This is a genomic window from Saccharothrix hoggarensis (assembly GCF_052936025.1).
In genome coordinates this window covers 4,903,304-4,925,163 of sequence record NZ_CP193624.1, presented here as the reverse complement: position 1 = coordinate 4,925,163, position 21,860 = coordinate 4,903,304, and the positions used below count along the sequence as shown (strand labels likewise).

The 21,860-nt window shown below is 74.5% G+C and carries 17 protein-coding genes and 1 pseudogene; 10 read left to right on the top strand and 8 right to left on the bottom strand.

The genetic code is table 11. From position 1 onward, the window contains the following. Position 1 precedes the first annotated feature (1 nt). Positions 2-874, top strand: a pseudogene (locus ACRAKH_RS21960) (diacylglycerol/lipid kinase family protein); the annotation flags it as partial. 163 nt (positions 875-1,037) lie between these two features. Here the strand turns inward: ACRAKH_RS21960 and ACRAKH_RS21955 are convergent. Beyond that, positions 1,038-1,523 carry a hypothetical protein gene (locus ACRAKH_RS21955; RefSeq protein ID WP_380727534.1) on the bottom strand — a complete coding sequence of 162 codons (486 nt, stop codon included), beginning with the start codon at positions 1,521-1,523 and terminating at the stop codon, positions 1,038-1,040. Between the two features lie 127 nt (positions 1,524-1,650). Here ACRAKH_RS21955 and ACRAKH_RS21950 point away from each other — a divergent pair, with 127 nt between their 5' ends. The 3 genes from ACRAKH_RS21950 (at position 1,651) to ACRAKH_RS21940 (ending at position 6,564) form a co-directional block, all read left to right on the top strand. Continuing rightward, positions 1,651-4,416 carry a DEAD/DEAH box helicase gene (locus tag ACRAKH_RS21950; RefSeq protein WP_380727536.1) on the top strand — a complete coding sequence of 922 codons (2,766 nt, stop codon included), beginning with the start codon at positions 1,651-1,653 and terminating at the stop codon, positions 4,414-4,416. Between the two features lie 131 nt (positions 4,417-4,547). Then, positions 4,548-5,240: a DUF4333 domain-containing protein gene (locus tag ACRAKH_RS21945; protein ID WP_380727538.1), complete on the top strand. Its 693-nt coding sequence runs from the start codon at positions 4,548-4,550 to the stop codon at positions 5,238-5,240. A gap of 115 nt (positions 5,241-5,355) precedes the next feature. Beyond that, positions 5,356-6,564: a GNAT family N-acetyltransferase gene (locus tag ACRAKH_RS21940; protein ID WP_380727540.1), complete on the top strand. Its 1,209-nt coding sequence runs from the start codon at positions 5,356-5,358 to the stop codon at positions 6,562-6,564. A 104-nt stretch (positions 6,565-6,668) separates the two neighbouring features. Here ACRAKH_RS21940 and ACRAKH_RS21935 read toward each other — a convergent pair whose 3' ends face one another. Next, positions 6,669-7,610 (bottom strand): 5'-3' exonuclease, encoded by a 942-nt coding sequence (locus ACRAKH_RS21935; RefSeq protein WP_380727554.1) that lies wholly within the window; start codon positions 7,608-7,610, stop codon positions 6,669-6,671. 106 nt (positions 7,611-7,716) lie between these two features. Here ACRAKH_RS21935 and ACRAKH_RS21930 point away from each other — a divergent pair, with 106 nt between their 5' ends. Continuing rightward, entirely contained in the window at positions 7,717-8,844 is a 1,128-nt protein-coding gene (locus ACRAKH_RS21930) for a M24 family metallopeptidase (RefSeq protein ID WP_380727542.1), read from the top strand. After that, the gene (locus ACRAKH_RS21925) at positions 8,841-9,290 is read left to right on the top strand and encodes an Lrp/AsnC family transcriptional regulator (protein ID WP_184688005.1); all 450 of its coding nucleotides are present in this window, start codon (positions 8,841-8,843) and stop codon (positions 9,288-9,290) included. The genes ACRAKH_RS21930 and ACRAKH_RS21925 overlap by 4 nt, the downstream gene beginning before the upstream one ends. Positions 9,291-9,293: 3 nt before the next feature. Here the strand turns inward: ACRAKH_RS21925 and ACRAKH_RS21920 are convergent, their stop codons facing one another. The 4 genes from ACRAKH_RS21920 to ACRAKH_RS21905 form a co-directional block, all read right to left on the bottom strand. Continuing rightward, entirely contained in the window at positions 9,294-10,199 is a 906-nt protein-coding gene (locus tag ACRAKH_RS21920) for a hypothetical protein (protein ID WP_380727544.1), read from the bottom strand. Positions 10,200-10,370: 171 nt separating this feature from the next. After that, positions 10,371-11,150, bottom strand: a complete 780-nt coding sequence (locus ACRAKH_RS21915) for an aminotransferase class IV (protein ID WP_380727546.1) — start codon at positions 11,148-11,150, stop codon at positions 10,371-10,373. Between the two features lie 33 nt (positions 11,151-11,183). Beyond that, positions 11,184-11,531, bottom strand: coding sequence for a hypothetical protein (locus ACRAKH_RS21910; protein ID WP_380727548.1), 348 nt, complete (start codon positions 11,529-11,531; stop codon positions 11,184-11,186). Beyond that, on the bottom strand, positions 11,528-12,448 hold the full coding sequence (locus ACRAKH_RS21905; RefSeq protein ID WP_380727550.1) for an RNA polymerase subunit sigma-70: 921 nt from the start codon (positions 12,446-12,448) through the stop codon (positions 11,528-11,530). Before ACRAKH_RS21905 ends, ACRAKH_RS21910 begins: the two co-directional genes overlap by 4 nt. 126 nt (positions 12,449-12,574) lie before the next feature. Here ACRAKH_RS21905 and ACRAKH_RS21900 point away from each other — a divergent pair, with 126 nt between their 5' ends. The 4 genes from ACRAKH_RS21900 (at position 12,575) to ACRAKH_RS21885 (ending at position 20,212) form a co-directional block, all read left to right on the top strand. Further along, the gene (locus tag ACRAKH_RS21900) at positions 12,575-13,768 is read left to right on the top strand and encodes an MFS transporter (protein ID WP_447009978.1); all 1,194 of its coding nucleotides are present in this window, start codon (positions 12,575-12,577) and stop codon (positions 13,766-13,768) included. 4 nt (positions 13,769-13,772) lie between these two features. Next, positions 13,773-14,963, top strand: coding sequence for an MFS transporter (locus tag ACRAKH_RS21895; protein WP_447009240.1), 1,191 nt, complete (start codon positions 13,773-13,775; stop codon positions 14,961-14,963). Between the two features lie 609 nt (positions 14,964-15,572). Then, positions 15,573-16,826 carry a diguanylate cyclase gene (locus ACRAKH_RS21890; RefSeq protein ID WP_447009239.1) on the top strand — a complete coding sequence of 418 codons (1,254 nt, stop codon included), beginning with the start codon at positions 15,573-15,575 and terminating at the stop codon, positions 16,824-16,826. A gap of 110 nt (positions 16,827-16,936) precedes the next feature. Continuing rightward, positions 16,937-20,212 carry a hypothetical protein gene (locus ACRAKH_RS21885; RefSeq protein ID WP_447009238.1) on the top strand — a complete coding sequence of 1,092 codons (3,276 nt, stop codon included), beginning with the start codon at positions 16,937-16,939 and terminating at the stop codon, positions 20,210-20,212. Here ACRAKH_RS21885 and ACRAKH_RS21880 read toward each other — a convergent pair. Further along, the gene (locus tag ACRAKH_RS21880; protein ID WP_380729213.1) at positions 20,190-20,798 is read right to left on the bottom strand and encodes a DUF4865 family protein; all 609 of its coding nucleotides are present in this window, start codon (positions 20,796-20,798) and stop codon (positions 20,190-20,192) included. The two genes, ACRAKH_RS21885 and ACRAKH_RS21880, sit on opposite strands and share 23 nt — an antisense overlap. 12 nt (positions 20,799-20,810) lie before the next feature. Then, a complete protein-coding gene (locus ACRAKH_RS21875) occupies positions 20,811-21,776 on the bottom strand; it encodes a P1 family peptidase (protein ID WP_447009237.1) in 966 nt (321 codons plus the stop codon). Positions 21,777-21,860 lie beyond the last annotated feature (84 nt).

Sequence of the window (21,860 nt, the reverse complement as noted above, 5' to 3'; positions counted from 1 at the left end):
CATGTCGACCTCAACGCGGGTGGCCCTGCTGGTGTGTCCGGCGTCCGGCAAGGGCCGGGCGGCCCGCATGGCGGGCACCGTCGCGGGCCGGCTGCGCGCCGTGGCCGACCGCCTGGACCTGCACGTCGCGGCCACGGCGGAGGGCACGGCCGAGCAGGCGCGGCGCGCGGTGGCCGACGGGGTGGACGTGCTGGTGGTCCTCGGCGGTGACGGCGGCGCCCACCTGGGCGTGCAGGCGTGCGCCGGGTCGTCGACCGCGCTCGCCGTGGTGCCCGCCGGCACCGGGAACGACCTGGCCACCGCGCTCGGCGCCACCTCCGTGGACGACGTGGTGGCCGCGCTGCGCGACGGCGTCCGCCGCCCGCTCGACCTCGGGCGCGTCGAGGGCGGGCCGTGGTTCGCCACCGTGCTGTGCGCGGGCTTCGACTCGGCGGTCAACGAGCGGGCGAACGCGATGCGCTGGCCCGCCGGCCCCCGCCGCTACGACCTGGCGATCCTGGCCGAGCTGGCGGCGCTGCGGCCCGAACCGCTGGTGGTGGAGACCGAGCACGACGTGCTGGAGCTGGACGCGCTGCTGGTCGCGGTCGGCAACACGACCAGCTACGGCGGCGGCATCCCGGTGTGCCCGGACGCGTCGCCGGACGACGGCCTGTTCGACCTGACCGTGGTGGAGGCCGCGCCGCGCCGGACCCTGCTGCGGATGCTGCCCACGCTGCGCACCGGGCGGCACGTGGACCACCCGGCGGTGCGCACGCTGCGCGCGAGGTCCGTGCGGCTGTCCGGGACGTCCTGGGTGGCCTACGCGGACGGGGAGCGGATGAGCGGCGTGCCGCTGAGCGCCACCTGCGTGCCCGGCGCGCTGACCGTCGTCGCCGCCGAACCGCAGGCCGCCCGGTCGGCCGCCGAACCGCAGGCCGCCCGGTCGCACCCGGACCAGGCGCAGCCGGACCAGGCGCATCCGGACCAGGCGCATCCGGACCAGGCGCAGCCGGACCAGGCGCACCCCGCCGAGCCCAGGCGAGGGGACGCGGCGTCCGTCACCGGTGCCGGCTGAGCACGTCCCGCCTGCGCCACGACCCGCGCGGCTCGGTCGTGCCCCGGTCGTACAGCCACCCGGCAACGCTCAGCACGCCGTTGGCGGCGTCCAGCGGGGTGCCGTGCGCCGACTCGACGGTCTCGATCTCGTGCCTGCCGCAGTCCCGGATGGCGTCGCAGCGGACCGAGATCTCGCCCTCCACCCGCCACGGCGGCGGCCGGGTGAGGACGTGGCGGTGCGGGTCGCGCGGCGCCGACACGCGGACGTCGAAGGCCAGCTCCTCGGCCTCGGCGCGGCCCGACAGCCCCGCGTAGGGCGCGCCGGGCAGGTGGTCGAACACGAGACCGCCGCCGGGTCTGCCCAGGTGCCCGGCCAGCCGCTCGACCCGCGCCGCGGCCTGCCGCAGCACGTCGAGCACCGGTCCCGCGTCGACCAGGTCGGGGAACACCCACCGGAGGTCGCCCTCCGCCAACGGAATCGCCTCCACGGTCCCGAGTGTGCCGCACCACATCCCATGATGGGCTCTATTGCTTCAGTGGTGACCAAAATCCAGGATCGGCGGTCCGTCCCGGATCTGGAGCGATTTTGTCGGTCCCGTGTGACAGCCTGGAGAGGTGTCAAGCACTTCGCGGTCTCCGGCCGACTCGTACGCGGATTTCCGCCGCCGCTCCTCCCGGCCCAAGCTGGCCGACTTCCTCGGGGTCATCTCGTTCGACCTCGACCCGTTCCAGCAACGCGCGTGCGAGGCGTTGGAGGACGGGCACGGCGTGCTGGTCTGCGCGCCCACCGGCGCGGGCAAGACGGTGGTCGGCGAGTTCGCCGTCCACCTGGCCCTGTCGGAGGGCAGCAAGTGCTTCTACACGACACCCATCAAGGCGCTGTCGAACCAGAAGTACGCCGACCTGGTGGCCCGTTACGGGTCGAAGAAGGTCGGCCTGCTGACCGGTGACACGTCGGTCAACGGCGACGCGCCGATCGTCGTGATGACCACCGAGGTGCTCCGCAACATGCTGTACGCGGGCTCCTCGACGTTGTCCACGCTCGCGTACGTCGTGATGGACGAGATCCACTACCTGGCCGACCGGTTCCGCGGCCCGGTGTGGGAGGAAGTGATCCTGCACCTGCCCGAGTCCGTGCGGCTGGTCGGCCTGTCCGCCACGGTCAGCAACGCAGAGGAGTTCGGCGAGTGGCTGGTCGAGGTGCGCGGCGACACGACCGTCGTCGTGGACGAGCACCGGCCCGTGCCGCTGTGGCAGCACATGCTGGCGGGCGGCCGGATGATGGACCTGTTCGCGGGCGACGCGCCGGACGGGCACGCCCGGATCAACCCGCAGCTCCTGCGCCACACCGAGGACCTGTCGCGGTTCCACGTGCCGTGGAGCCGCAACCGCAACAACAAGGACCAGCGGGGCAGGCCGCCGCGCGGGTCCGGGTTCAAGCCGCCGTCGCGCGTCGACATCGTGCAGCGGCTGGACGGCGCGGGCCTGCTGCCGGCGATCGACTTCGTGTTCAGCCGGGCGGGCTGCGACGCGGCCGTGACGCAGTGCGTGCGGGCCGGGTTGCGGCTCAACTCGAACGACGAGGTCGAGCAGATCCGCGAGGTCATCGAGGAGAAGACCAAGGACCTGCCGCAGGGCGACCTGATGGTGCTGGGCTACTGGGAGTGGCGGGAGGCGCTGGAGCGCGGCATCGCGAGCCACCACGCCGGCCTGCTGCCCGCGTTCAAGGAGACCGTGGAGGAGTTGTTCGTCCGCGGCCTCGTGAAGGTGGTGTTCGCGACCGAGACGCTGGCGCTGGGCATCAACATGCCCGCCCGCACGGTCGTGCTGGAGAAGCTGGTCAAGTACAACGGCGAGGCGCACGTCGACCTGACGCCGGGCGAGTACACGCAGCTCACCGGCCGGGCGGGGCGGCGCGGCATCGACGTCGAGGGCCACGCGGTGGTGGTGTGGCAGCCGGGCGTCGACCCGAAGGCGGTCGGCGGGCTCGCGTCCACCCGCACGTACCCGCTGCGGTCGTCGTTCCGGCCGGGCTACAACATGGCCGTCAACCTGGTGAACCAGCTGGGCGCGGCGGCGGCGCGGGAGATCCTGGAGCAGTCGTTCGCGCAGTTCCAGGCGGACCGGTCGGTGGTGGGCCTGGCCCGGCGCATCGAGCGGAACCGGGAGGCGCTGGGCGGCTACGCCGAGGCGATGACGTGCCACCTCGGTGACTTCACGGAGTACGCGGCGCTGCGCCGGCGGGTCGCCGAGCGGGAGAAGGCGTTGGCGCGCCAGAACACCTCGGCGAAGCGGGCGGAGGCGGCGCAGTCGTTGGAGCGGCTGCGCAAGGGCGACGTGATCGCGGTGCCGTCCGGGCGGAGGTCCGGGTTGGCCGTGGTGATCGACCCCGGTCTGGAGCCGCTGGGCGAGGCGCGCCCGTTCGTGGTGACGGAGGACCGGTGGGCGGGCCGGCTGTCGTCGGCGGACTTCCCGATGCCGGTCGAGGTGCTGGGGAAGATGCGGCTGCCGAAGCAGGTGGACACGCGGTCGCCGAAGTCGCGGCGCGACCTGGCGGCGTCGTTGCGCGCCACCGGGATCGTGGCGCCGGCGATGCGCAAGCGGCGGTCGACGGCGGACGACGACGCGGAGCTGGCGACGTTGCGGCGGGCGTTGCGGGCGCACCCGTGCCACGGCTGCGAGAAGCGCGAGGAGCACGCCCGGTGGGGCGAGCGGTACCACCGGTTGCTGGCCGAGACGGAGCAGGTGGAGCGTAAGGTCGCGGCGACCACGCACTCGTTGGCGCGGGAGTTCGACCGGATTCGCGGCCTGCTGCGGGAACGCGGTTACCTGCACGCGGAGGAGAGCGGGCCGGGCGAGGAGGTCACCGAGCACGGCAAGCGGCTGACCAGGCTGTACAGCGAGTCGGACCTGTTGGCGGCGGAGTGCCTGCGGCACGGCGTGTGGCGAGACCTCGACCCGGCGGAGCTGGCCGCGGTGGTGTCGGCGCTGGTGTACGAGGCGCGGCGGGACGGTCCGCTGGAGGCCAGGCTGCCACCGGGGAAGGTGTCGGACGCGTTGACCGCGACGGCGCGGTTGTGGGCGGAGCTGGAGGACGACGAGCGCCGGCACCGGCTCGACCGGACGCGGCAGCCCGATCCGGGGTTCGCGTGGGCGGTGTACCGGTGGGCGCGCGGCGAGTCGTTGGAGAAGGTGCTGTCGGCGGCGGAGGAGAACGGCGCGGAGCTGGGCGCGGGCGACTTCGTCCGGTGGTGCCGGCAGGTGATCGACTTCCTGGACCAGATCCGGGACGTGGTCGGTGGCGGGGACCCGGTGGGCGCGTCCGCCCGAAAGGCGGTGGACGCGTTGCGCCGCGGGGTGGTGGCGATGGCCACCGTTTGACAAAGCTTTGCGGGGCGGGTGGGTACCGTCCGCACAGCTGTGGTTTGATCGCGCCCGCAAGGCTTGAACACCGCTTTTCGAAGCACGCACTTGACCAGACCGTTTTCCAGACCGACCGTCGGAGGCCGAGCATGACCAGTCCGTACGGACCGTCCGGAGGGAACGACCCGCAGCCGCAGTGGGGCCAGCAGCAACAGCCCTACGGTGGTGGGTACCCCGGCACGCCGTCGGGTGGTTTCCCCGCTCAGCAGCCCAACCCCTACGGGCAGCCGGACCCGTCGCAGCAGCAGTGGGGGCAGCAGCCCCAGCAGCCGTACACCCAGCAGTACCCGGCCGGGTACGACCCGAACAACCCGCAGTCGAACCCGTACGGGCAGCCGCAGCAGGGCCAGTACGGCCAGCCCGGCCAGTTCGGTCAGCCGGACCAGTTCGGCCAGCAGGGGCAGTACGGCCAGCCCGGCCAGTTCGGGCAGCCGGGCCAGTACGGCCAGCAGCCGCCGAAGAAGTCCAGCGCGGTGCTGTGGGTGGTGGTCGGGATCGTCGTGCTGGCGGTCGCGGCCGTCGGCATCCTGGGCTTCGTCGCGCCGGGGTGGTTCACCAAGAAGGAGTTCGACCAGGCGGCCGTGCAGACGGGCGTGGTCGGCATCCTGAAGGACGTCTACAAGATCCAGGACGTGGAGGGCGCGACGTGCCCCGCGGGCCAGGAGGTCAAGCCGAACACCACCTTCGAGTGCACGGTGAAGGTCGGCGGCAAGGACAAGACGGTCAAGGTGACGGTGAAGACCGAGGACGGCGAGTACGAGGTGGGCCAGCCCGCCGGCTGAGTCCGAGACTTCCGTCACCGAGGCCGCTCCCGCTGTGCGCGGGGGCGGCCTCGGTCGTGCGTGCGGTCCGGAAAGTCGTTCGCAAGGCGAGCGATCCCTGCGGCACCATGCCGGGGTGACCGATCACGACGTCCGCGTGCTGGACGAATCCGAGTTCCGGGCCGCGCACACCCTGTTCCGGGGCGCGCTGCACCACCCGCCCGCGCCCGACGACACGTGGAAGCTCGTGCGCGAGTCGTACGAGCCTGGTCGCGCGTTCGGCGCGTTCGTCGACGGTGAGCTGGTCGGGACGGCCCAGTCGTTCCCGTCGCGGCTGGCGGTGCCGGGCGGCGCGGTCGTGACGAACGCGGCGGTGAGCCGGGTCGGGGTGCGGGCGGACTGGACGCGCCGGGGCGTGCTCAGCTCGGTGCAGCGGGCGCAGCTGCGGGGGCTGCGGTCGGCGGGCGAGGTCGTGGCGACGCTGCGGGCGTCGGAGACGGCGATCTACGGCCGGTACGGGTACGGGGTGGCGACGCGCTTCCGGTTGCTGCGGATCGACCGGCGGCAGGCCGCGCCGAGGACGCGTCCCGCGGGCCGGGTGCGGTTGGTCGACGGCGAGTCGGGGGAGCGGATCGCGCGGGGCCTGTTCGAGGAGCTGTCGCCGCGGCGCGCGGGCACGATCGCGCGCTGGCCCGCGTGGTGGGCGTTCAACGTCCGGCAGGCGGCGGCGGAGGACAACCTGAAGCTCGCGGTGAGGTCGGGGGCGTCGGGCGACGACGGGTACGTGGCGTTCAAGGTGACGCCGGGCGTGCACGACGCGACGGACGAGAAGCCGACCACGTTGAGCGTGCTCGACCTGTGGGCGCGGGACGCGGAGGCGTGGGCGGACCTGTGGCTGTTCGTGCTGGGGATCGACCTGGTGGCCGAGGTGACGGCGTTCGGGCGGCCGGTCGACGAGCCGGTGGAGTGGCTGCTGGGCGACCGGCGGGCGTGCCGGGTGGCGGACGTGGCCGACGAGACGTGGTTGCGGCTGCTGGACGTTCCGGCGGCGTTGGCGGCGCGGACCTACGCTGCCGGTGAGCCCGTCGTCCTCGGGGTGCGGGACACCTACCTGCCGGAGAACGCGGGGTCGTACCGGGTGGCGGCAGACGGTGTGACGCGGGTGGACGACGCGCCCGAGCTGGTGCTGGACGTGGACGTGCTGGCGTCGGCGTACCTGGGTGACGTGTCGTTCTCGACGCTGGCCGCGGCACGTCGGCTGGACGTGGTGGAGGCCGGGGCGTTGGCGCGGGCGGACGCGTTGTTCGCGGCCGCCGAGGTGCCGTGGTGCGGCACGTACTTCTGACCGGCGCCGGGTGACGGGTCGGCCGCGCACGCGGGGGTCGGCCGGGTTGACGAGTGGGCCGCGCCCGCCGGGGCGGCGGTGGTGGGGTTGGCGTCGTGCTGCGGTCAGCGGCGCTCCAGCGCGGCCAGTAGGCGCGGCAGGGAGCTGCCCAGGCCCCAGCGGCGGGTCAGCTCGGCCACGCGGTCCGGGTCGGCCGGCGCGGCGGGGACGGTGTCGGGGCGGTCCATGACGATCTCCGCGTCGGTCGCCACGCTGACGACCGTGGGCGCCACGGCGAGGTAGTCCTGGGCGTTGATCAGGGCGGTGCGGGCGCGGGTGGTGAGCTTGCGGTCCCGGCCGTCGTGCACCGCGGCGAGCACGGCGTCCAGCGAGCCGAACTCGCTGATCAGCTTGGCGGCCGTCTTCTCGCCGATGCCGGCCACGCCGGGCAGGCCGTCGGACGGGTCGCCGCGCAGCACGGCCATCCCGGCGTACGCGCGGCCCGCGTCGTGGACCGGGAGGGCGTACTTGGCGGCGAGCTCCTCGGGGCCGAGCAGCTCGGCCTTGGCCCAGCCCCGCCCCAGGTACAGCACCCGCACGGGGGTCGGCTCGTCGCGCACGACCTGGAACAGGTCGCGGTCGCCGGTGATCACCTCGACCGGGTCGGCGGTCTCACGGGCGGCGAGCGTGCCGATCACGTCGTCCGCCTCGAACCCGGCGGCCTCGGCGGTCGCGATGCCGACCGCGTCGAGCACGTCGAGGATGATCGGGACCTGCGGGGTGAGGGTGTCGGGCACCTCCTCCTCGCCGTCGGCGGCGCCCTCGGCCACGCGGTGCGCCTTGTACGACGGCAGCGCGGCCACCCGGAACTCCGGCCGCCAGTCGGCGTCGAGGCACGCGACCAGGCGGCCGGCCTTGCGCTCGGTGATGACCTTGGCGATCGTGTCGACGAACCCGCGCACCGCGTTCACCGGTGTGCCGTCCGGCGCGGTCATCGACTCGGGCAGCGCGTAGAACGCCCGGAAGTAGAGGCTGGCGGCGTCCATCAGGACCAGCGGGTTGCTCACCCGGGACAGCTTGCCAGAGACCACCGACAGCGGGGGCGGGTCGGCGCGGGGTGTCGCCGTGCCGGAGATCGCGTGCGATCGGCCGCGCACCACTAGGCTGCCCGACATGTCGACCCATGTTGGGCCCGTCGACGTGGACGCCCTCCGCGCGCGCCTCGACCGGGCCACCGCCGCGGCGTCCATCGCGGGCGTGGACGCGTTGCTGATCGCGCCCGGTTCCGACCTCCGCTACCTCATCGGCGCGGGCGGGTCGTCGTTCGAGCGGTTGACGTGCCTGGTGCTGCCGGTCGGCGGCACGCCGGTGCTGGTGGTGCCGAAGCTGGAGCAGCCGGGCTACGCGGGCGTCCCGACCGACGAACTCGGCGTCGAGATGGCGCCGTGGGTCGACGGCGAGGACCCGTACGCGCTGGTCAAGCGCGCGGTGACGGGCAGCCGGACGGCCGTGTCGGACATGATGCCCGCGCTGCACACCCTGCGGCTGCGTGACGTCGTCGGCCCCGACCAGGTGTTGACCGGTCCGGTGCTGCGCGAGCTGCGGATGCGCAAGGACGCCGCCGAGGTGGCCGCGCTGCGCAAGGCGGGCGCGGCGATCGACCGGGTCCACGCGCGCATGGCCGAGTGGCTGCGCCCCGGCCGCACGGAGGCGGAGGTGGGCGCGGACATCGCCGCCGCGATCGTCGCCGAGGGCCACACGGCGGCCGACTTCGTCATCGTCGGCTCCGGCCCGAACGGCGCCTCACCGCACCACGACGTGTCCGATCGGGTGATCGAGGCGGGCGACGTGGTGGTGGTCGACATCGGCGGCCCGGTGGCCGAGGGCTACAACTCCGACTCCACCCGCACCTACGTCATCGGAGAGCCGCGCCACGACGACGTGTGGGACACCTACGCGGTGCTCCAGGCGGCGCAGCGGGCGGCCGTCGAGGCGGTCCGGCCCGGCGTCACGTGCTCGGCGGTGGACGCGGCGGCCCGCGAGATCATCGCCGACGCCGGTTTCGGCGAGTTCTTCGTGCACCGCACCGGTCACGGCATCGGGCTGGACGTGCACGAGGAGCCGTACATCGTCGGCGGCAACGACCTTCCGCTGGAGCCGGGCATGGCGTTCAGCGTGGAGCCCGGCATCTACCTGCCCGGACGGTGGGGCGCGCGGATCGAGGACATCGTGGTGGCGACCGAGGACGGCGCGGAGAGCGTCAACCACCGACCGCACGACCTGGTGGTGTTGCCGGCGTGACGAACCTGGAACCCATCGACCGGGCGATCCTGCGCGAGCTCGCGGCGGACGGCCGGTGCAGCTTCACCGACCTCGCCGAGCGGGTCGGGTTGAGCGTGTCGGCCGTGCACCAGCGGGTGCGGCGGCTGGAGCAGCGCGGCGTGGTCCGCGGGTACGCGGCGCGGCTGGACGGCGACGAGGTCGGCCTGCCGCTGACCGCGTTCATCTCGCTGACGCCGATCGACCCGGCCGCGCCGGACGACTACCCGAAGCGGTTGGAGCACCTGCCGCAGATCGAGGCGTGCTACTCGGTCGCGGGCGACGCGTCGTACGTGCTGCGGGTGCGCGTGGCGTCGCCGACCGCGTTGGAGGAGCTGCTGCGGCAGATCCGCGAGGTGGCGAACGTGTCCACCCGGACGACGGTGGTGCTGTCCACGCCGTACGAGGACCGGCCGCCCGCCGTCTGACCGCTAGTCGAACAGCCGGCGCCAGGTGTCGGCGAAGCGGCGGAGCACGTCGCGGTCACGGCGGTCGGGCGCGCGCTTCAGCAGGCGCATGACCTCGTCGTCCCTGGCCGGGCGCACGGACTGGACGAAGTCGCGGGCGACGGCCACGTCCACCTCCTTCGACACGGTGGCCACGGCTTCGACGTCGCCCATCCGCCGCACGAAGACGTGGTGCGCCGACACCGGCCGGTACACCGGTTCGGCGTCGTCCCCGGTCTCGGGCGCGTCCACGGTCGCGGGCCGCACGACCACGCGCGGGAACCCCGAGAGCGGCGCGTCGGCGGACTCGCGGCGGTACGACAGCTCGGCCTGGCCGTCGCGGGTCGTCAGGTCGGGGAAGGCGTAGCCGTCGGGCCTGGCGATCAGCACCACGCCGGCGGGCGGCCGGGCGTGCGCGATCCGGGACGCCACGTCGTCGTCCGGCATCGTGGTGGGCAGCCAGATCCCGTAGGCCACCGCGGCGACGGTGACGCCCGCCGCGACCAGCCGCAGCACCAGGCCGTGGGCCATCGTGGCGGCGGCGAGCGCGAACGGCACGCCCACGGCCGGGATGGCGAGCCACGACGGCGGCTTGGCCGGTTCGACCGACTCCAGCACCGCCTCGTAGAACACCACGCCGACCAACCCGGCCGCGGTGACCAGCACCGCCCAGCCGACGCGGCGCAGGGGCGTGGCCGTCAGCGGGCTCGCGGCGGCGGTGAACGTGCCGATCAGGAACGCCACCGCGAACGGGCCGAGCAGGCCGATCGCCACCAGGACGGGGCTGCGGACGAAGAACCCGAACAGCACCAGCCAGCCGACGACGGTGGCCGACAGCGCCATGACGATCCACACGGCGGCGATCTGCGCGGGCACGCGTAAGTCGATCACCCGCCCACGGTCCCGCGCGGCCGGCCCGCCGGGCATCGGTGGATCTACTCAACCGGGTGGCCGAGTCGTGCGCGGCCACCCGGCGGAGCGATCGTCACGCGGTCGGGTCGTCGCCGGTCGAGCCGGCACGCGGCCGGATCGACACCGGTCGGGCCGGCACCGGTCAGGTCGTCACGCGGTCGGGTCTGCGGCCATCGGGTCGGCTTCGATCGGGTCGGCCGGGATCGCGTCGTACGCGGCCTGGACGCGTGCCCGGGCGTCGGCGTCCACGGGGAACTCGACGTCGTCGATCCGCGACACCGCGACCACGCCGATCGAGTTGGTCAGGAACGCGCCGCGGTAGCGGCCGACGTCCGCGAGCCGCACCACCTCCCGGCGTGACGGCAGCTCCCGTTCCAGCAGTTGCATGGTGATGCCGTGCAGCCAGTCCGCCTGCGGCCACACGACGTCGCCCGCGTCGTCGAGGAACGCGATGTTGGCGATGGCGCCCTCGACCACCACGCCACCGGCCGTGAGCAGGGCGTCGTCGTACCCGGCCGCGACGGCGCGCTTGCCGTGGTGGAGCTGGCCGAACCCGCCGATGTGCTTCACGTGCGGCAGGGGGCGGGTGTAGTCCACGGACAGGAGGCGTTGCGGGGTCGCCGGGGGAGAGGCGGGCGGCCGGACCACCACCATGACCGACGGCGTTTCCATTCCGAAGACGACGACCCGCACGGCGGCGTCGCGGACGTCGCCGAGCGCGTGGGAGATCAGGCCGCGGACGTGCTCCGCGTCCAGCCCGGCGCCGTACAGCTCGCGGTTGGCCTCGTCGAGCCGCCTCAGGTGCCGGTCGAAACCCTTCACGCGGCGGTCGCGGACCTGCATGGCGGTGAAGTGCCCGTAGTTGGCCAGCAGACCGGGCACGAAGTGGTCGACGGTCGGCGGCTCGCCGTCGATCTCGATCCTCAGCACGGGCCGAACCGTAACGCGTGCGGGAATCGGGGGTCACGGGTCGTCGCCGCCGACCGGGGCGGTCGGGGGTGGACGGTCCGGCGCGGGAGGTGGGGCACGCCCCACCTCGTCGCCTTCGGCCCCGGCTTCTCCGGCGTCGTCCTCGCCTACCGCCTCGTCACCCTCGGGCCGGGTCACCGCGACCAGCACGGCGGGCTGTTCGCCGTGCCGGCGCAGGACCTCCAGCGGCAACCCGGCCAGCGCGAGCACCGAGCCCTCCGGGAACAGCTCGCCGTCCAGGTCGAGCGTGCCGCTGAGGACGACCACCAGCGCGTCCCGCCACTCCCGGGCGTCGTAGGGCAGGACGTCCGGCACGGTGACCACGCGGACGTCGAAGGTCACAGCGACGCGGGCAGGCCGAAGAGCGGGAACCGGTCCGACGGGAACGTGAGGACCTCGGCGATCGCGTCGCCCTCGATGCGCAGCACGTCCATCGCCGCCGGCTTGAACAGCTCCTCGCCGGGCTTGCGGACGTAGTTCGCGAGGGCGGGCTGGCGGTTCGCCCTCGTCTCCAGCACCTTCCACTCGCCGAACGCCTCCGGGCCCACCATCACCGGCGTCCAGATGTCGACCACCACGTCGCGCCCGCGGTACCACTCGGGCTGCGGCGGCATGCTCCACGTGACGTCCTCGCGCAGCACCGACGCCATCAGCGCCATGTCACAGCGCTCGGTGGCCTCCACGAGCTTGCGAATGACCGCCTTCTCACGCGGGTTCGGCTCACCCGACCAGTCGGCCCGCTGCTCCGGCAGGTGCTTGCGCATGGTGACGCGGGCGCGTTGCAGCGCGCTGTTCACCGCGGGCACGGTCTCGCCCAGCAACGCGGCCGTGTCGTTCGCCGGCCAGCCCAGCACGTCGCGCAGCACCAGCACGGCCCGCTGCTTCGCCGGGAGGTGCTGCACCGCGGCCAGGAACGCCAGCTCGATCGTCTCCCGCGCCACGACCTCCGCGTGCGGCTCGGCGTCCAGCAGCGAGTCCGGGAACGGCTGCAGCCACGGCACGTCCGCGGCCGGCATCTCCTCGGTCGTGGCCAGCGGCGGCCGCCGGTTGATCACGTCGAGGCACGCGTTCGTGGCGATCCGGTACAGCCAGGCGCGGAACGACGACCGCCCCTCGAACGTGTCCCGCGCCCGCCACGCCTTGAGGAACGTCTCCTGCACCAGGTCCTCGGCCTCGTCGAACGAGCCGAGCAGCCGGTAGCAGTGGACCCGCAGCTCGTGCCGGTACCGCTCCGCCTCCGCCGTGAAATCCACCGTCATCGCTGGAACCCCACTCATCGTCACCCTCCGGGCTTGTACGGTGACGTGCCGGTCGCACGCCGCACAACTTGAGACCCGGCGGGCGCGGAGAAGTCATCGGTCACGTCGGAATCGGGGGCGCTGTTGATCGGGGGCACGGGGTTCCGCGCGGTGTTCGCGGTGCCGGAGTTCCGGGTGCTGTGGTCGGCGGCGGTGCTGTCGACCGTGGGCGACCAGCTGGCCCGCGTGGCGCTGTCCGTGCTCGTGTTCCAGCGCACCGGGTCCGCGGCGTGGACCGCGTTGACCTACGCGTTGACGATGCTGCCCGCGCTGGTGTCCGGCGTGCTGCTGAGCGGGCTGGCCGACCGGTACCCGCGGCGGACGGTGATGGTCGTCGCCGACGTGGTGCGGGCCGCGCTGCTGGCCGTGATGGCCGTGCCCGGCGTGCCGTTGCCGCTGGTGGCGGCGCTGCTGGTGGTCGCGCAGCTCGCCGAGTCGCCGTTCGCCGCCGCGCAGGGGGCGCTGCTGCCCACCGTGCTGGGCGACCGGTACGAGGCCGGGCAGTCCGTGCACCTCATCACCCACCAGGCCGGGCTGCTGCTGGGGTTCGTCGGCGGCGGGGTCGTGGTGGCGTGGCTCGGCACGTCCGGCGCGTTGCTGGCGGACGCGGTGACGTTCGCGCTGTCGGCGCTGCTGCTGCGGTTCGGCCTGCGGCACCGGCCCGCCCCGCCGTTCGTGCCCGCCGCCCGCGTGCGGATCAGGGCCGGCGCGGCGCTCGTGTGGCGGGACAAGCGGCTGCGGATGCTGGTCGGGCTGGGGTGGCTGGCCCTGTTCACCGTGGTGCCGGAAGGGCTCGCCGCGCCGTTCTCGGCGGAGGTCGGCGCGGGCGCGGCGGGCGTCGGCCTGCTGCTGGCCGCCGACCCGGCCGGGATGGTGCTGGGGACGGTGCTGCTGCGGTTCCTGCCTGCGTCGGCGCGGGTGCGGGCGCTCGGCCTGCTCGCCGTCGCCACCGCGTTGCCGCTGGTCGGGTACCTGCTCGCGCCCAACCTCGTCGGCGCGGTCGCGCTGCTCGCGGTGAGCGGCGTGTTCAGCGCCTACCAGGTGACGGCGGGCGCGACGTTCGTCCGCCTGGTGCCGGACGAGCAGCGCGGCCAGGCGTTGGGCTTCGCCCGCAGCGGCCTCGTCGCCGCGCAGGGCATCGGCGTCGCCGGCGGCGGCCTGCTGGCCACCGCCACGGGCTCGGCGGCCACCGCCATCGCCGTGGCGGGCGTCGCGGGCACCGTGCTGGCGCTCACCGCCACCGCCGCGTGGTCCCGCGTCGCGCCCGCGGCCGTGAACTGACCCCGTGCCCCGCGACCCGCTGTGGCGCGACCGGTCGTTCGCGCTGCTGTGGTCCGGGCAGTCGGTGTCCCTCATCGGGTCGCAGGTGACCGTCGTCGCGGTGCCGTTGGTGGCGGTCGCGGCGCTGGGGGCGGGGCCGTGGGAGGTCGGCGTGGTGGCCGCGTGCGGGCGGTTGCCGTACCTGGTGTTCGGGCTCGTCGCCGGGGTGTGGGTGGACCGGCTGCCGCGTCGGGCGGTGGCGGCGGTGTGCGCGGTCGGGCAGGCGGTGGCGCTGGCGGTGGTGCCGGTGGCCGCGGCGGCCGGGGTGCTGTCGGTGGCCGTGCTGGCCGCGGCGGTGGCCGTGGCCGGGTCGTTCGCCGTATTCGGGGACATCGCCGGGCTGGCGCTGGTGCCGATGGTGGTGCCGCGGGACCGGTTGACGCGGGCGCAGGGGGCCGTGGAGGTCAGCCAGGCCACCGCGCAGGTCGCGGGACCGGCGCTCGGCGGGTGGCTGGTCGGCGCGGTCACGGCGGCAGGGGCGTTGCTGGTCGACGCGGCGAGCTTCGTCGTGGCCGCGGTGGCGTTGGCCGGGGTGCGGGTGGCGGGACCGGCGGTCGGTCGGGCCGACGCGTCGGCGCGGGCCGGGATGGGCGCCGAGGTGCTGGCCGGGCTGCGGGCCGTGTTCGGCCACCGGATCCTGCGGCGGGTCACGCTGTGCACCGCGACCCACGTCTTCTGGTTCAACGCCTTCGGCGCCGTGCTCGTGCTGCACCTCGTCGCGGACCTGGGCATGACGCCGTCACGGCTCGGCATGACGCTGTCGGTGGGAGCGGTGGGCGGGCTGGTCGGCGCGCTCGTGGCGGCCCGGGCGGGCGAGTGGTTCGGGCGCGGGCCGACGATGGTCGCGGCGATCCTCGTCACCGGGGGCGGGCAGGCGTTCGTCGCCGTGTCGCCGATGGTGGGCGTGGCGGTGATGTGGTTCGCGTTGCAGGTCTACAACGTGCACCAGGTGCCGGTGCGGTACGAGGTCACGCCGTCCGCGCTGCACGGGCGGGTCAACGCCACCATCCGCACGGCGGTGTGGGGCTGCGCGCCGGCGGGGGCGCTGGTCGGCGGGCTGCTGGGCGACCTGGTCGGGTCGCGGGCGACGCTGGTGGTCAGCGGCGTCGGCGCGGCGCTGGCGTGCCTGTGGCTGGCGCGGACACGGGTCGGCTGACGGCGGTCACGGGTCGACGGACCGTGGTCACGGGTATCTGACAGCGGACACGGGGTCGGCTGACGGCGGGCACGGGCGGCCGGCGGCCGGGCACGGGTCGGTTGACGGCGGACACGGGTCGGCTGGGCGGGCGGGCCGCGCCGGCCGCGGGGAGTCGGAAGGGCTCGCCGCGGCCCGCGCCTGGCCTCGGGTGGCGTAGGACACCCGGATCTTCGCGTTGGTCACCGTCGCGTGTCGCACCCGGCATCACCAGATCTTGTCGCGCATGGCGGCGCACCTCCCCTCGACGTGGTTCCCGACTCGGACCGGATCACCGGGGGTCACCAGATCTTGTCGCGCACGACCACACCTCCCACCCGTCTCGATACGTGCCACAACGGCTGCTGACCTGCGGTTTCACCAGATCTTGTCGCGCACGGCAATCACCTCCCGTGGTTTGCGTCACCCCGCTAGCGGCTGACATCCGCGCAGGTCACGAATACTGTGACCCTCCGTCCGGGCACCATGACGGTCCGGGGTAGACGGTCGCGAGGAACCATGGACAGAGCGCGTTCGACGTCGTCGGGCGATCGACGCTGGTCACTATGGTCCCTGCCCCGACGGGCCCTCGTGTACGTGCTGTCGGTGGAACTCGTCGCGGTGCTCGCCACAGCGGCCACCACCGCCTGGCCGGTGCCCGCCGGGTCGTGGACCACGTTCGCCGTCCTCGTCGCCTGCGCCGCCCTGCACCTGCACTCGTCGCGCTGGATCGAGCGCGTCCGCCGCGACCACAGCCACCTGCCGCACGTCGACCTGTGCAGCATCTGGCTCGTGGCCGGCGCGCTGGTGCTGCCGCCGACGCTCGCCGTCGCCCTCGTCGTGCTCGTCTACGCGCACCGCTGGTGGGTCGTCGGCCGCTGGGACGCCTCCCGGCCACCCCACCGGTGCGTGTTCACGACGTCGATGATGGTGCTGGCCACGCTCGCCGCGGGCGCCGTCGCCGGCGCCACGGGCCTGCGCGACCACCTCCAGCACGGCCGGCCGACCGGCGCGCTCGACCTCGCCGGCCTGGTCGGCGCGGGCGCGGCGCACTGGCTCGTCAACACCGCCCTGGTCGCCGCCGTGATCCTGCTGACCGTGCGGCCCCGCTCGGTGAAGGACGCCGTCGGCAGCGGCGCGGACAACCTGCTCGAAGCGGGCCAGCTCGCGATGGGCGGGTTCGTCGCCCTCGCCGTGGCGCTGTGGCCCGGTTTCGCGCTGCCGATGGTCGTCGCGGCCGTCGCGCTGCACCGCACGGTGCTGATCCACCAGCTGGAGCTGGCCGCCCGCACCGACGCCAAGACCGGCCTCCTCAACGCCGAGGCGTGGCACCTCCAGGCCAAGCTGGAGCTGCAACGCACCCGGCAGCAGCCGCCCGGCGCGCGGGTCGGCCTGTTCATGATCGACGTCGACCACTTCAAGGACATCAACGACACGCACGGCCACCAGACCGGCGACCTGGTGCTCCGGCGGATCGCGGTGGCGCTGGAGTGCGCGGTGCGGCGTGGTGACGCGGTGGGCCGGTTCGGCGGCGAGGAGTTCGCCGTGCTGCTGCCCGGCGTGGAGCCCGACGAGGCCGTGGCGATCGCCGAGCGGATGCGCTCCGAGGTGCACCGGGTGCTCGTGGACGACGGCGAGGGCGGCGTGGTGGCGGGCCTCACGGTGAGCATAGGCATCGCCGTGTGGCCCGAGGTCGCCGAGGACACCGTCGAAGGGCTGCTCGCGGCGGCCGACTCGGCGCTGTACGAGGCCAAGCGGCTCGGCCGGGACCAGGTGCAGACCGCGGGCGGCCGGCGCAGGTCGCCGTGGACCCCGGCGGCCCGCTCGGAACGGCCCGGCGTGTAACAACCGGGTCTCCCTGCCGGATCTCCTACAGGTCAGGCCGTCGGTGGCGTAGTTTCTGCCCGCTACCACCGACACGGTGGACTCCAGTCGTTCGCAAGGGTCGTGAGCCAGTGGACCTCGGTGCCCCGCACGGAATCCGCTTCCGCTTCGAAGCGGGGCTGCTGCGTGCCGTCCTGCTCGACGTGCACCGCAAACCACCGGTGGACGCGGGTGAGTCGTTGACCGCGGAGGCCGGCGCGCGCGACCTGTACGTCTCCGAGACCCGTGACGGGCACGTCCGCGCGGTGCTGCGGCAGCGCTTCGACCTGCCCTCGCCCGCCCGCTGGCGGCTCGCCGTGGACGCGCCCGCCGCCGAGACCGGCGACGGGGTGCGGTTCGAGCTGCCGAACTCGGTGTCGCTGCTGGTGTCCGGCTCGTCGCCGTGCGCGGTGGACGACGGCGGGGTGTGCGTCGACCTGCCCGCGGGCGAGTCCGAGCTGACCCTCGCGGTGACCAGCGAGCCGGTGTTCGACGTCGGCGACACGGTCGTCGTGTGCCGCCCGGACCAGGTGCGCGAGGCCGCGGTGGTGGTGTCGTGCCTGCCCGCCGACCGGCTGACCCCGGTCGTCGCGCTGAGACCCGACGACGTGTCGTCGCACCGGCACGACGCGCTGCTGGCCGACGTGCTCGCCGCCGTGGGCGTGCGCCGCGTCGTGTTCCTCGCCGAGTTCCCGGCCGAGCCCGACCGGCCGCTGTTCCCCGACCTGCCAGACCACGTGCACCTGCCGTGCGACGACCCGGTCGGCCTCACCGCCAAGGCGTGGGAGCTGCTGCGCGGCGACGGCGGGCCGGACCGCACGCTCGACGTCGCGCCGGACGCCGACTTCGTCACCGCCCTGTTCACCGCCCTGCGCACCGGCTCGGCGCTGCGGGTGGACGACGACGCGCCGCCCGTGCCGTTCGATGACCACAACCCCGACGACGGTGACGAGGCCGTGCTGGTCGAGCGCACGGGCGACGCGGACGACCTGGTCGCCGCCCTCTACGCGCACCACCGGTCGGCCCGCCTGGTCGTCACGCCCGCGCCGGACCTGACCGAGGTCCGCGCCGTGGTGGCGGAGGAACAGGGCCGGGTCACCGCGGCCGCCGCCGCGATCGGCGACGCCGTCAAGGGCATCGGGTTCGTCGAGGCGCTGTGGCGGTACCTGTCGACCGGCGGGCACGACCCGTTCGCGGCGGTCGAGGCCGTGGTCACGGCGCAGGTGCCCGCCGAGGCGGTGGCGGAGGTGGGCGACCGGCGGCTGACCGCGTTCACCACCGGCCTGCCCTACCCGTTCGTGCACACCGAGGACGCGAACTGGGCGCGCAAGCCGATCGGGCACGTGGTGGCCGACCCGGCGCTGGTCGTGCTCACCGAGCTGCACCGCGCGGGCGCGGCGCGGGAACCCGGCGCGTTCGGCCTGGTCTTCGACTCCGGCACGTTCGCCGAGGCGCCCGAGACCGCCGCGTCGCCCGGCCACCACACCCACCCGATCGTGCTGCCCGAGTCGGACGCGTCACCGGACGTGCTGCGCGAGCTGGCCGCGGACCTGCCGGTCGAGCTGGTGTTCTTCAACTGCCACGACGGCGACGCGATCGTCCTCGGCGGCCGGCCGCTGCCCGACGTGGACCTGCCGGTGGAGCTGCGGCACCGGCCGATCGTGTTCAACAACTCCTGCCGGTCGTGGACGGGCCTGGGCCGCGAGTTCGTCCGCGCCGGCGCCCGCGGCTACATCGGCACCCTGTGGAGCATCCCGGCGAACCTGGCCGCCGGCTTCGCCCGCACCGTCGTGCGGCGGCTCACCGCGGAGGAGACGCCCGCCGCGCACGCCATCGTCAACACCGGCACGCCCGGCGGCATCGAGCGGTCCTACCTGTACGTGGGCACGGTCAACGGCAGGCTGGACCAGTGGCGCGACCGGTCCACCACCGACGCCGAGGCGGCGCTCACGGGGTGCGAGCTGCTGGCCGCCGCCGCGCGCGGCCGCACCGGACCGCTCGCGCCCGTGCTGCGCCGGGAGATCACGGCGTTGCGGCGGGTCGCCGAGGCGGGCGGCGCGGCCGACAGCCCGTCGTTCGCCGACGTGCTGCTGGCCGAGCTGGAGCTCGAAGAGGACGACGACCGGGCCGCCGCGCTGGTCGAGCGGATCGACGCCCTGCTGGAGGGCTCCGACCTCCCCGACGACGAGGTCGAGCCGCGGTGGGCGACCAGGTTCGCGTTGACCGGCGCCCGGTCGGAGCGGCGCGGGGAATACCCCGCCGCGCTGGCGGACTTCGAACGGTGTGTGGGCTTGGGCGACGCGTGCCGCGACCGAGCGGACGTCCTGCTGCGGATGGCGAGGCTGCTGGTGGACGAGGGCAGAACCGACGAGGCCGGACAGGCGGCGCGGCTGGCGCGCGAGGAGTACCGGCTGAACGGGGACAGACCGGCGCTGCTCGACGCGGTCACCGTGCTCGACCGGATCGGCGACCCGGACCCGGACACGGCGGTCGACTACGCCGTGGAGGGCCACGACCTGGCCGCCGAACTGGGCGACCGGGCCCGGCAGGCGGCGTTCGCGCTGGCCGAGTGCGAACGCCGGCAGGCCGCGGGCGACCTCGACGGCGCGATCGACGCCGCGTCACGGGCCGTGGAGCTGTTCCGGGCCGAGGGCGACGACCGGCAGGAGCTGGCCGCGCTGCGCCGGCTCGGCGCGTGCCACCGCGACCGCGGCGACCTGGAGACCGCCCAGCACTACGCCGCCGTCGGGCTCGCCCGCGCCGAGCAGCTGGGCGCGGCGGCCGAGGTGGCGTCGTTCCACGACGACCTGGGCGGCGTGCTGACCGCGCGCCGCCAGCACGGCGAGGCGTTGGGGCACTACCGGCACGCGGTGGAGAAGCTCGTGGCGACCGGCGCGTGGGAGCGCGGCGCGGAACTGCTGCCCCACCTGGCCGTGGGCGCGGTCCGGGCGCGCGACCCGGAGGCGCTGTGGACCGCGGCCCTGTGCGGCGGCCTCATCTGCGAGGTCGCGCCGCGCGAGGTGTGGGCGTCGGTGGTGCCGCTCGTGGTCGACTCGATGAAGCGGGCCATCGAGACCGGGCCGCTGGAGCTGACCCAGCGCGGCATGACCGACTTCGCCAGCGCCGTGACCGCGGGCAAGCGCGAGGACATGCCGTTCCAGGTGGGGCTGCTCGCGGACGTCGTGGTCGTGCTGCTGGCGTGGCTGATGGACCGGGTCGACCCCGGCATCCAGGCGTTCGCCCGCGAGCTGGACCGCACCAGCGGTGGCGTGCTCGACCTCGTCGGCTACCTGTCCGTGCCGTACACCGAGCGGGCACGCCACCCCGGCGTGGTCCGGTCCCGGCCTACCAGTGACGGCCCGCGGTGAGGTCGTCCAGCTCCGGCCGGGACAGGTGGAGCACGCGATAGCGGACGTGGTCCTCGGAGACCACGCCGGGCGTGGCGTCCGGGGTGTCGCGCCACAGCGTGAAGTGCACGAGCTGCCAGTGCCTCGGGTCCATCGCCACGGCCGTCGCGTAGACGTCGGGGTGCGCCGTGCGCTGCTCCAGGTCGGCCAGGGCCCGGTCGATCGCCTCCGTCGGGTCGTGGTCGGCCGGGACGTGCTCGACGCGCTTGGTGGCGGCGGTGGGCGCGCCGGAGCCCGGGTCGGCGTCGTACGCGCCGCCGGCGCCGTACGCCAGGCCCACCCAGTGCTGCACCGTCGGACGGCCGAAGTCCGTGCTCAGGCCCCGGAAACCCGGCCCCCACAGGAAGCTGTTCATGCCCTCGGCGGTGCGCCACAGGTAGAACGGCGAGTACTGGTTGACCGGTGAGCCGTCGACGCCGCGCTCCCGCACGCAGTACGCCTTCAGTCCGAGGCCGGGGAAGGCGTCCAGCGCGGAACCCCTGGTGGCGACACGGGTGCGGATGATGCCCATGTCGTAGTCGGCGGGCAGGGTGATCTCGTAGTGCATGGCGTGCATGGTTCAACTACCCCCATAGGTGGCCGCGGTGCGCGGGTACAGGTCGCGGTAGGCCGTGAGCCGGCCCCACGGCGTGGTGACGGACTCCGCCCGGAGCAGGCCGTGCACGAGCGCCCGGGCGAACACCACCCGTGCCGCCGTCAGCACGTCGTCCGCGGCGGCGTCGTGGGTGCCGGTCGAGGCGGCGAACACCGTGTCGCCGTCGGTGAGGCCGTGTGCGGGGCGGACGGCCAGCGCCAGGCCGTCCTGGGCGGCGTTGGCGACGCGGAACAGGTCCGGCACGCGGGCGTTCGTGACGACCACGCCGATGACCGTGTTGAACGGCGGCGCGTCGGTGAACGGCGGCACGTGACCGGACGCGGCGGCGCGCGCGGCGTCGAGGTCGTCGCCCCCGGGCTCCGGGAACTCGCCCGGGAGGCCGAGGCGGGCGGCGAACGGCAGCCCGGTGTCGAAGTCGACCGACGGGCCGACCGCGTTCAGGGCGGCGACCACGCCGACGACCGCACCGCCGGGCAACGTGGCGCTCGCCGTGCCGAGACCGCCCCTCAGGCTCGCGTTGAGCGCTCCGGTGCCCGCGCCCACGTTCCCCTGCGCCACGTCCACGCCGGCGTTCCGCACCGCCTCCGCGCCCTCGTCCGGGCCGGGGCGCGCGTGGAAGTCCCCGCCCCGGCCGAGGTCGAACAACGCGGCGGCGGGCACGAACGACCCCAGCTCGCGGGCCGCGCCCCCGGCCGCCGCGAGCCCGTACGCGCTGCCGCCGGTCAGCACCACACCGCGCACCTCGCGACCGCCGTGACGGGGATCGAGCGCGGCCGTGTCGCGCGTCGCGGGCCCTCCGCCGCGGACGTCCACCGTCGCGCGCGTGCCGGGCGGGAACAGGACGGCCGTCGTGCCGGTCAGCGCACCGCCACCGGCCCGCGTGGCGTGTCCCGCGCGCACGCCGGGCACGTCGGTGATCGAATTGCGCACGCGCCGATGTTACGGACCGGTGGTGTCCGGGCGCGTAACGACCGGTGAGAAGCCGGCGATGGCGCGGGCAGCGGGGTTCGCGGT